The organism is Microcoleus sp. B3-A4 (assembly GCF_036705385.1).
In the GTDB taxonomy this organism is placed as follows: Bacteria; Cyanobacteriota; Cyanobacteriia; order Cyanobacteriales; family Microcoleaceae; genus Microcoleus.
This window is the reverse complement of sequence record NZ_JAUBUI010000082.1, coordinates 1-11,240: the sequence shown is the minus strand read 5'-3', so window position 1 is coordinate 11,240 and position 11,240 is coordinate 1. Positions and strand designations below refer to the sequence as shown.

Below are 11,240 nucleotides of genomic sequence, written 5' to 3'. Positions count from 1 at the left end.
AACTCTTACTGGTCATACTAACTCGGTAAGGGCCGTGGCGATCGCACCCGACGGCAAAACCGCGATTTCCGCTTCAGCGGATTATACCCTGAAAATCTGGGACAACGAGACAGACCGGGAACTGAAAACTCTTACGGGTCATACTACCTCGGTAACAGCAGTGGTGATCGCACCCGACGGCAAAACCGCGATTTCCGCTTCAAGGGATTATACCCTGAAAATCTGGGACACCGAGACAGGCCGGGAACTGACAACTCTTACTGGTCATAATGACTGGGTAACAGCAGTGGCGATCGCACCCGACGGCAAAACCGGGATTTCCGCTTCAGAGGATAAAACCCTGAAAATCTGGGATTTGTTTAGCGGTGAAGGGGTTGCTAGTTTCAGCGGAGAAACTGGGTTTCGTTGCTGTGCAATTTCGCCTGATGGGGTGACAGTTGTAGCGGGGGATGCGTCGGGCAGGGTGCATTTCCTGCGATTGGAGGGAGTTAGCGGCGGGCGATAATCGGATTTTTGGGTCGATTCGGGCGATCTAATTTTTTGTGTACGGGACTTACGCACTCCCACCAAAGAAACCGGGTTTTTACCGAATCTGTGGGCTGCAACGAAGTATTTATTGTCGTCAAAAACCGGGTTTCTCGGCCTCCATCGTAAGTCCTAATGTAGCGAGTTTTAGGGCGATCGAATTTGAGAGAAATGTGCGATCGAATTTTTGTGTTGATTGGGGCGAACGGATTTTTGGGTTGATGGGCGATGGGGTTTTTTGTTGATCGGGCGATCGAATTTGAGAGAAATGTGCGATCGAATTCGATTTGTTAGTCCGTTAGTTTGTCCGCGCAGGGAAGGCCAGTTGGTTCGTCCGCGAGTCTGCCAGGGGTTGAAACCCCCGGCGGACACTGCCACAAACTCATCACAATATTGTACCCATATCCAAATCCCCGACTTCTTCAAGAAATCAGTAATCTAATCATCCTCATCCAATCCCAGCGGCACAAAATATTGACTGTAAACCACACTATCCGATGCCCAAAGCGGCCGCCAATAAATATTTTGCATCACCGCTTTCTCCCCATCATCATCAGCAGGCCACTGAAAACTGACGATCGCAATATTGCTATATCCCACAATCTCATCACCCTCTTGCAGCCAGCGATTGCGCCACAACAGCGATATAAAATTCCACAACCTACGCAGCAGTGACAATCGTTTATCTGTATGCGATCTATTTGACGCAGTTCCCTTTTCTAGCTGCAAAAACATCCGAGCTTTTTGTCGTTTCATCCAGTCAACCCGATAGCCCCAATCAGGCAGAGATTGTTTATTTTTGACAGCAGCCACAGCCTTCTTTCTGCCACCCATCGGAATTTTCATTAATTCCAGGGGTTCATTCCATCCCAAACATTGGTGCGATCGCTCAGGAAACAGCGACTTAATCTTAGTATGAATTAAATGCGTTTTCCACTCTTCATTGATAAAAGCACTAGCCGTCAACTGCGCCAACACAGAATATTGACAATTTGATTGAGAATTCGCCCGCTTCAAAGGCTCAATATTCGCTCTAGAATCGCCAAAATGACAATTAGACCAATAACTCAGTCGCACAGCAGCAGCATAGTGAATATCCCCCGTCAACAGAATCACCCGCTGGCGCTGTTTAAAAAATTCCGACAACAGCTTCACAAAAGCCAACTCATGAAAATTCCAAGCATCCCCCGCATCACTATTAAAAACTTTCCCCTGTTCCACATCCCACTTTTGCACCACATCAATAATCCACAAACCCACCAAATTTGTCGGCACAACCACCAGCGTCGCCTCAATCTCAAACTCCCCAGTTTTATTCAGCAAATCTGTTTCCTTCAAAGGTTTCTGAATTTGCTCCTCAAAACCTTTGTGAGTCAAAAGCATCGGCGGATCGATCGCGCTTTCCACCGGATACCCCCGCCAACTCCGCGTATCCAGCACAATCACCTCGTGCTTAAAACTTCTCACAGTAAAATGCCAATTCAAAACCTTACTTACACCCTCTCCATCCCGATCCAAAATAAAAACATCTTCATCTAATTTCAACTTAGGCAAATGAGTTTTTGGGTCGAGTCTTGGAATCCCCAAATACGCAGCCGCCTCCTCCCAAGCAGAAACATCAGTGCCCCCCGAACCCGACCATTTTTCAGCAGCTTTTAATAATTTATCTCCCGGTTTTTCGCGATCGAACTGTGCCGGCGTATTTCCCCAAGCCTGAAACACAGCGTAAGCCAGCACAGCATTTTGCACCACCCGTCGGCCCAGCGGCTTACCCAGCACCCGGTAACACCATTCTCGATTCAAATACAAATCGTCACTAACATCATGGTCATCGCAAATCATATAAGTAGGAATATTCGCTAGCGCCCTCCTCACCCTCCACAAATTTCGAGCAAAACCGTCAAGTTCCACAACTTCTCTATCCCAGACTTTTGCCCGCTTAGAATTTGGGCAAATATCCTTACCCTTCGGAAAACGCGCGCACCAAAGTATCGGCGACCAAACTAACAAATACATCGCGCAATATTCCCCCAAACTGAACAAGTGACTTTTAGCCTTGTCCGGTTTATTCACCAACATCCCCGTAAAGCCGCCAAAATCTCTGGCAATATCGCTGCGAGTCCCCGGCTGTAACTCAATTGGTTTTTTGGACTCATACTCAGCATCAGACGGTTTCTGAATTGGCGACTCTCTAAAAATTTCCCTCTCTCCACCAACTGCATTTTCGTTTTGCGAATTTTTAGGTATACTGATACACAAATTCTTTTTTATTTGGGCATCATCCATCAGGGGTAGACTTTCTTCCCAGCCCAACAGTGTATCGCCAGCGTCAGTCAAAGCCCACAGCATCGCATCGGCAACGTCGTCGCCGTAAATTTGGTCGCCGGTTAAAAACAGTTGGTGGGGCCTGCTATTTGCCGTACCTGCAAACTGTTCGATCGAATTATCCAAGATTGGCAGCGCATCTCTGCCGTCTCCGTGGGGCTTGCGACAAGAACCGTGAACGATACGCAAATAGTTTAAATCGTTCGGCGGCAGGGCAAAAGTCGGCAACTGGTGAGCGAAATAACTAATCGTGTCCCGTCCCAAAGCCGACAAATTGGGGGAAGCCGGCCACAGGCAAGAAATGAGATTTTCTTTCTCATTTTCTGGGACTGCCACCCCCGACGGCGACTCGCTACTCCCAGCAAAATTGATGTCATAAGCATAAATTTGCCCGGATGTCAAGACATTGCTATTAATTGGTTTAGCAGTCACCGCCACTACGTGCAGGTATTTGCCGATCTGCACAGTAGAGTTCGCACCTTGGAGCAAGGGCCGATCGACAATTTCGCCGGTTCCGCCCTCTGTCGAATAAACCTTGAGTTCGACTCGGCGGGCTGCTTTCAGAGCCAGCCAAACTGTCACGGCCCGACTTTCCGTCCGGCGCAAAATCGGGCCCGCAAGGATAAGCGGCAAGTGATGAATTCGATGACTTAAGGGAGTCCACGACATAGAATTTAAAAAATAAAAATTAAATAAGGGTGTTCTAGCAATCAGATTTTAGGCGATCGAGCATCTGTGACCCGGTTAATTAATGCTAAGTCTGCCAACCCCCGTCTGCAAATTTGTAACAACTCATTAAGTAAAATTAATAATCACCATGCTACAAGAAGAAAAATTACAGCATTTCGTCAATTCAGCCCCGCAGTTGCCCGTAATTAAATCATCAGAACCCGCCGGACGGCCCAACAGCCAACCACTTTACTCTTCACCTTTAGATCGGGCGATCGACCGCCACCCCCTCACCGTCCCTCCAGAAACCCCGATCGCCCAGGTGTTGGCTCTCATGAACCCGATGCGCGTCTCCTGTCAGCTTTGTGGGGAAAAACAAAACGCTTTTGCTAGCGCAGCCAAGCGCAGTTGCGTCATAGTCGTGGAAGATAATCGACCCATCGGCATTTTTACAGAACGGGATATCGTCAAGCTAACTACTGTCGCAGCTTGTACAGTCGGATTGACAATTGCCGATGTAATGACTCGATCGCCCATTACCCTCAAACAATCCGAGTCTCAAGATATTTTCACAGCTATGTTCATGTTGCGCCAGCACCAGATCCGGCATTTGCCCGTAGTGGACGAGGACTCGCGACTTCTGGGCATCATCACCCGCGAAGCGATTCACGAAGCCCTGCAACCGATCAACTTGCTAACCAATTTGCGCTGTGCAGCAGATGTCATGACTACAGAAGTCATTTCTGCCCCAACAACTGCCTCAGCCCTCGATTTAGCCCAGCTCATGGTCAAGCATCGAGTTAGTTGCGTCGTTATTGTCCAAGAGCAAATTCAGCATCCCGAGCTGGCGCTCGCACCAACACCAAATTATCAAATTCCGATCGGCATTGTCACCGAGCGCGACATCGTGCAGTTTCACGCCCTCGAATTAAACCTCTCGGAAATCCCGGCAGCAAGAGTCATGAGTGCCCCTTTATTTTGCATATCTCCCGCCGATTCCCTCTGGAGTGTCCACCAGTCCATGCAGCGGCACTGCGTCCGCCGTTTGGTAGTAGTTGGCAGCCAGGGAGAACTTTTGGGCATTGTCTCTCAGACAAGTTTGCCACAAGTTTTTAACCAATCTGAAATGTACGGGACGATCGAGCTTTTGCAGCAAGCAGTGGACGATCGAGCCACCCAATTGCAGAAAGCCAACGAACTTTTGCAGCAAGAAATTTTAGAGCGGAAGCGGGCCCAAGAAGCCCTGCGCCAAGCTCACGACGACTTAAAAAAACAAGTTGAAGAACGCACCGCTCAACTTTTAGAATCCAATGAATTGTTGAGACGGGATATTCTCAAGCGCCAGCGAGTCGAAGAAGTGCTGCGGCGAAAGCAAACTTGCTTGAAAAATCAAGCGCAGCAATTAGAGCAAACTGTCCGAAAGTTGCAGCAAACTCAAACTCAATTAGTGCAAACCGAAAAAATGTCTTCTTTGGGACAAATGATTGCCGGTATCGCTCACGAAATTAACAATCCTGTTAATTTTATCTACGGCAACCTTTCCCACGCCAGCCATTACATCAAAGAATTGCTCCAACTTTTGGGACTTTACCAGCAGCACTATCCCGAACCAGTCTCGGAAATTCGGGAAGCAGCAGCAGAGATGGAAATCGATTTTTTGGTAGAAGACTTATCTAAGTTAGTGTCTTCTATGCAAGTAGGAACCGAGCGCATCCGCCAAATAGTTGTGTCGATGCGTAATTTTTCGCGATCGGATCAATCTAACGTCAAGCTCGTTGACATTCACGAGGGACTCGAAACCACTTTGTTGATTTTGCAGCACCGACTCAAACCCCACGGCCGACATCCAGCTATCCAGATTATTAAAGAATATGGCAATTTGCCCCCCATCGAGTGCTGTGCCGGTCAGATCAATCAGGTGTTCATGAATATTATCGGCAATGCTATTGATGCTTTGGATGAAGAAATCCAGAAAGGTGAATGGGCCAAGAGAGATGAGAAAAATTCACCCCCGTCAAATGCTAGTTCTCCATTGACTGTTCCCACAATTACAATTCGCACTGAAGTTGTTGGCGGCAATTTTGTGGCGATCCGCATTTCCGACAACGGGCGGGGCATACCGGAGGAGATTCGCCGCCAATTATTTGATCCGTTTTTTACTACCAAACCAGTCGGCAAGGGCACTGGTTTGGGACTGTCGATTTCTTACCATTTAGTCGTCGAACAGCACGGGGGGCGACTCGACTGCGTTTCGGAAGCTGGACGGGGCACTGAATTTGCGATCGAGATTCCGATTGTCAGCGGTCATTAGTCAGCAGTCATACGATTTGAGATTTGAGATTTTAGATTTTAGATTGAACAATTTAAGGATGGGAAATGACTCATGAAGCCCGGGGTTTGGATCGCGGGCCTACAGTTGCATTCTTTTTTTCAACTGGTATCAGTAGTGATGGGGAAGAAATCATATTCTCCCACTCCCCCACTCTCCCCATCCACTCTCCCTCTCCCCGACTCACTCCCCCACTCTCCGACTCCCCACCATTTCCTAAAAATTCACAATTTTTTACAAAACACCAGAAACCCAAGCAAAGTCAATCTTTCCCAATCTAAAATCTCAAATCTCAAATCTAAAATCCTATAACTTTGCCCTCCCCTGACCCAACTGATCCGAACTCACTTCGAGTTTGCCTCATCCACTAGCGCCTTTATGACCGTTCCAGTTACCCGCACAAGCCATCAACTGCCTGCATCCTAGCCCCAAAGCCAAAAGCCCAGATTGTTTGAGAAGTTAATTTTTGTTTTATTTTTGTACCTCTTTATATTAAGAAAGTATTCTAAAATCTATTTAAAAGCTAAAAAAAATATAAAAATAGATTTTAGTCTCAAAAAACCAGTTAAGATTCTCAGAGGTGCAAAATAAACAAATTTACTAGCATTTTCATTTAGACGCCCCCTTTCTTTTCATCGCAAGTTAGCTAATAATGCTTTCAACGAGGTGACTAAGGGCGGACTCCAAAATTGGCCTAACCCAAAGAGGGATACAAGCCCCAAACAAAAGTCGTCGAGATCGAAATTTTAGTTAGAGAGAAGCCCCAGATTCATCTGTGGAGTCCATTCTTTAATCTCAAATCTGAAATCTCAAATCGACAGACAGTAAGGGAATTGCAATTGGGCTATTGCAATTGGGCGATCGAAAAAAAGCATGAAAACCCAGCCCCCATCGTTTTGATAGAAACCTATAGGAGAACAAAGAGTGAAACTCGCAGTTTACGGAAAAGGTGGAATTGGCAAATCGACAACAAGCTGCAACATCTCCGTTGCCCTAGCCAAGCGCGGCAAGAAAGTTTTGCAAATCGGTTGCGATCCAAAGCACGACAGCACATTTACCCTCACTGGCTTCTTGATCCCCACAATTATTGACACCCTTCAGCAAAAGGACTATCACTACGAAGACGTTTGGCCCGAAGATGTCATCTACAAAGGCTACGGCGGCGTTGACTGCGTAGAAGCAGGTGGCCCTCCCGCAGGAGCTGGCTGCGGCGGCTATGTAGTCGGTGAAACCGTCAAACTCCTCAAAGAACTCAATGCCTTCGACGAATACGACATCATCCTGTTCGACGTGCTCGGTGACGTAGTGTGCGGCGGTTTTGCAGCCCCCTTGAACTACGCCGATTACTGCATGATTGTTACCGACAACGGGTTCGACGCTTTATTTGCAGCCAACCGCATCGCCGCCTCAGTCCGCGAAAAAGCCCGCACTCACCCGTTGCGGCTCGCCGGTTTAATTGGCAACCGCACCTCAAAGCGCGACTTGATCGACAAGTACATAGACTCTGTACCGATGCCGGTGCTGGAAGTGCTGCCCCTGATTGAAGACATCCGCGTTTCTCGCGTCAAAGGCAAAACATTGTTTGAGATGGCAGAAAGCGATCCTTCCCTCAACTACGTCTGCGATTACTACCTCAACATCGCTGATCAGATTTTGGCAATGCCCGAAGGAGTAGTGCCCAACGACACGCCCGATCGCGAATTATTCGCCTTACTTTCAGATTTTTATCTAAATCCAGTGCAACCGGTGGTCAAGAAGGAGGAAGATGAGCTAGACCTGATGATGGTTTAATAGGTCTAGCGATCAGGATGAGGATAAAGAGGTTATGGCTTTTTTTGATACTTTTTCAGTTGCTCTCAAACAGAAGTGGTTGGACTACTACCAGGTAAATCGGGCTTGGCTGCTCCTGCACATGACGGCTGACAACACGGTCGCCACACCCGACGGCGGGAAAAGGCCTGTTTCTTACCTCATCCTGGGAATTGCGGCTGCCCTGGAGCCGGAACTCCAGCAATTAATGCTGCCCTTCTCAAAACTCAAGCCGGATGCAGACAGCCTGATCGAAGTGTTGGGGCTAAATTTTGACCCGGACCTAGCGCTGGGTATGCCCTCAAATATCGCGCCGCAGACGGCCGGCACATCTCCAACACCCGCAGCAGCTCAAACTGCAACTGCTGCACCCGCAGCAGCTCAAACTGCAACTGCTGCACCCGCAGCAGCTCAAACTGCCACTGCTGCACCCGCTGATGCCAAATCTAATAAATTGGGCGGTGCGGCCTTAGCAGCAGCCGGAGTAGTCGCCGGAGTCGCCGGAGCGGCCGGTCTGGCTGCTGCTGCGTCAGCACTGAGCTCCGATGACGAATCCTTCGATGAGTTTGGGGAAGAAGCAGTCTCTGATTTCGACCTGGGCGATGACGAGGAAGAAGCAGTCTCCGACTTCGACCTGGGCGATGACGAGGAAGAAGCAGTCTCCGACTTCGACCTGGGCGATGACGAGGAAGAAGCAGTCTCCGACTTCGACATGGACGACGATGAGGAAGAAGCAGTCTCCGACTTCGACATGGACGATGACGAGGAAGAAGCCTCGGCTTTGGACGGTCTCGGTCTCGAAGACGATGAGGAAGACGCCGTATCTGACTTCGATATGGGTGACGATGAGGAAGACGCCGTATCTGATTTCGACCTCGGCGACGACGAGGAAGACGCTGTATCTGACTTCGACCTCGGCGACGACGATGAGGAAGAAGCCTCGGCTTTGGGCGGTCTCGACCTCGGCGATGACGAGGAAGAAGAAGCCTCGGCTTTGGACGGTTTCGACCTCGGCGATGACGAGGAAGAAGAAGCCTCGGCTTTGGGCGGTCTCGACCTCGGCGATGACGAGGAAGAAGAAGCCTCACAATTTGGGAGTTTGACCTCTGGAGATCTCGAAGCGGGGATTTCCGATCCGTTTGGGGAAGAAGATGCAGAGTTTGTCGCCGAAGAAATACCCGATCCTTTTGGGACAGCGACCTCAGATGACCTAGACATGGATCTGGGCGACTTGGACGATGACGGTATTGACGATTTCTCTGTATCTGATGACGATGACCTCGACGATCTCGGACTCGACGATCTGGGGGAAGCAACTACCGGAGATCCTGACGAAGATGATTTAGATGCTCTAGGTCTCGGCGATTTGGATTCCGACGATGAGGATGAAGAAATTTCGGGCTTTTTGTCGGATTTTAAGTGAGGTTGTTGCGATCGCCCGCATCTGTTCTAGTCTTGAAGTTTCCCGCTCTATTTGTGAGTTGTGAGTTGCGAGTTGTTAATTTTTAATTAGCTCCAACTCACAACTGCCAAAAGGCTTTTTGCCTTAGCGAGTTGAAGAAAACTAAATCCCTGCTGTGAGGGATTAGAGGCCCTCGCGCAGAATTTTTTAGCTCAAATTTTGGATGCTGCGGCTGCGGAAATATTGAGTTGGCTGCATCTATTTTTCAGAGGAATTAGCCCAAAAATAGGTATTTCTATTTATTGTTCGCTGTGCGTCGCGATCGCGCAAAACAGGTGTTTTCTCGCCGCTGCGCCTGTTCGCGATCGAGAGGAAAAACAACCTATTCCTGTCCTGGGCGAGCTCACCGAGACGATCGCAAAATCCAGGTGTTTCCTCGCTCCGCCGCAAGTCCTGTTCGAGACGAAAAACAATTTAAAGGGAGAAGATTTGAGATATGACTGCTATTACTACTAATGAACCAGAAGCTTTAAACTTTGAATGCGAAACAGGCAATTATCACACATTTTGTCCGATTAGCTGCGTAGCTTGGCTTTATCAAAAAATTGAAGATAGCTTTTTCTTGGTCATAGGTACCAAGACTTGCGGCTATTTCTTGCAAAACGCAATGGGCGTGATGATTTTTGCTGAGCCTCGCTATGCGATGGCTGAGTTGGAAGAAGGCGATATTTCCGCTCAGTTAAACGATTATGATGAGTTGAAGCGGCTGTGCTTGCAAATTAAGCGCGATCGTAACCCCAGTGTAATTGTTTGGATCGGCACTTGCACCACCGAAATCATCAAAATGGATTTGGAAGGGTTAGCACCGAAACTCGAAGCAGAAATTGGCATTCCCATCGTCACAGCGCGCGCTAACGGCTTGGACTACGCTTTTACTCAAGGGGAAGATACCGTTTTGGCAGCTATGGCTGCTAAATGCCCTGAGAAAGCGCCCGTGATGGAATCTCAGAAACAAGAACGCAATGCTATCTCTCAACTGCTGAATTTCGGCAAGAAAAAAGAGGAAGTTGCAGCAGATGAATCGGAATATGTCAAGCACACGCCGCTGGTACTTTTCGGTTCTTTGCCCGACCCGGTTGTTACTCAGCTAACTCTAGAATTGAAGAAGCAAGGAATCAAAGTTTCCGGTTGGCTTCCTTCCAAGCGCTACACTGAATTGCCAGTCTTGGAAGAAGGTTATTATGTATCGGGCATGAATCCTTTCTTGTCGCGCACAGCTTCTACGTTGATGCGCCGTCGCAAGTGCAAGCTAATTGGTGCGCCATTCCCGATCGGCCCTGACGGAACTCGCGCTTGGATTGAAAAGATTTGCTCAGTGTTGGGAATTGAACCCAAAGGTTTGGACGAACGGGAAGCGCAAATCTGGGCGGGTTTAGAAGATTATCTGCAAATAATTCGCGGTAAATCTGTCTTCTTTATGGGCGACAATTTGCTGGAGATTTCTTTAGCACGTTTCTTGATTCGCTGCGGCATGACTTGCCCGGAAATTGGGATTCCTTACATGGACAAGCGCTATCAGGCGGCTGAATTGGCTTTGTTAGAAAAGACTTGTCACGAGATGGGAGTTCCTACTCCTCGGATTGTGGAGAAACCAGACAATTACAATCAGCTTCAGCGGATTTACGAGCAGAATATTGATTTGGTGATTACTGGTATGGCTCACGCTAATCCTTTGGAAGCGCGGGGAATTAATACTAAGTGGTCTGTTGAGTTTACTTTTGCTCAGATTCACGGCTTTGGTAATGCACGGGATATTCTGGAGTTGGTGACTCGTCCGCTGCGCCGGAATAATTCGCTGAAGGATTTGGGTTGGGGTAATTTGGTGAAGAATGAAGCTAAGGTTTAATCGTTTTTAGTAGGAGAGTAGGGTGGGCTTTGCTCACCTTATTTTTTTGGGAACCGCTGATGAGGGCAGATGAACACGGATGAACGCGGATGAAAGTCAATTTTAAATCTCTGGATTATTACTTGAGCCTGAAATATGCTATCAGTTTTTATCCAGAATCTGAAGGTTATAAAGCGATAATAAAAGACCTTCCGGGTTGTAAGTAGGTCGGCGAGAAAAAACAAAACTATGTTAAGATAGATAAAGAAAGATATATTTCTAGTGACGTAACAAAT

At 48.1% G+C, this 11,240-nt stretch carries 7 protein-coding genes and 1 pseudogene; 6 read left to right on the top strand and 2 right to left on the bottom strand.

All coding sequences use genetic code 11. From position 1 onward, the window contains the following. A pseudogene (locus QUB33_RS23820) lies at positions 1-505 on the top strand (WD40 repeat domain-containing protein); the annotation flags it as partial. Positions 506-672: 167 nt separating this feature from the next. Here QUB33_RS23820 and QUB33_RS23815 read toward each other — a convergent pair. Next, on the bottom strand, positions 673-903 hold the full coding sequence (locus tag QUB33_RS23815; protein WP_333355213.1) for a hypothetical protein: 231 nt from the start codon (positions 901-903) through the stop codon (positions 673-675). A gap of 60 nt (positions 904-963) precedes the next feature. Continuing rightward, positions 964-3,519, bottom strand: a complete 2,556-nt coding sequence (locus QUB33_RS23810; RefSeq protein WP_333355210.1) for a PhoD-like phosphatase — start codon at positions 3,517-3,519, stop codon at positions 964-966. A 148-nt stretch (positions 3,520-3,667) separates the two neighbouring features. Here QUB33_RS23810 and QUB33_RS23805 point away from each other — a divergent pair, with 148 nt between their 5' ends. From QUB33_RS23805 to QUB33_RS23785, 5 genes are all read left to right on the top strand, one after another. Beyond that, entirely contained in the window at positions 3,668-5,830 is a 2,163-nt protein-coding gene (locus tag QUB33_RS23805) for a CBS domain-containing protein (protein ID WP_333355205.1), read from the top strand. 942 nt (positions 5,831-6,772) lie between these two features. Further along, positions 6,773-7,639, top strand: coding sequence for a ferredoxin:protochlorophyllide reductase (ATP-dependent) iron-sulfur ATP-binding protein (gene bchL / locus QUB33_RS23800; protein ID WP_006634709.1), 867 nt, complete (start codon positions 6,773-6,775; stop codon positions 7,637-7,639). 34 nt (positions 7,640-7,673) lie between these two features. Then, positions 7,674-9,080: a DUF5331 domain-containing protein gene (locus QUB33_RS23795; protein ID WP_333355202.1), complete on the top strand. Its 1,407-nt coding sequence runs from the start codon at positions 7,674-7,676 to the stop codon at positions 9,078-9,080. 198 nt (positions 9,081-9,278) lie between these two features. After that, a complete protein-coding gene (locus QUB33_RS23790; protein WP_333355199.1) occupies positions 9,279-9,575 on the top strand; it encodes a hypothetical protein in 297 nt (98 codons plus the stop codon). Continuing rightward, positions 9,556-10,965, top strand: a complete 1,410-nt coding sequence (locus tag QUB33_RS23785) for a ferredoxin:protochlorophyllide reductase (ATP-dependent) subunit N (RefSeq protein ID WP_199292772.1) — start codon at positions 9,556-9,558, stop codon at positions 10,963-10,965. The genes QUB33_RS23790 and QUB33_RS23785 overlap by 20 nt, the downstream gene beginning before the upstream one ends. The last annotated feature ends 275 nt before the right edge of the window (positions 10,966-11,240 follow it).

Coding starts and splice junctions, on each gene's coding strand:
- QUB33_RS23785 (WP_199292772.1), top strand. CDS start 9,556: ATGACTGCTATTACTACTAATGAACCAGAAGCTTTAAACTTTGAATGC.
- QUB33_RS23810 (WP_333355210.1), bottom strand. CDS start 3,519: ATGTCGTGGACTCCCTTAAGTCATCGAATTCATCACTTGCCGCTTATC.
- QUB33_RS23805 (WP_333355205.1), top strand. CDS start 3,668: ATGCTACAAGAAGAAAAATTACAGCATTTCGTCAATTCAGCCCCGCAG.
- QUB33_RS23795 (WP_333355202.1), top strand. CDS start 7,674: ATGGCTTTTTTTGATACTTTTTCAGTTGCTCTCAAACAGAAGTGGTTG.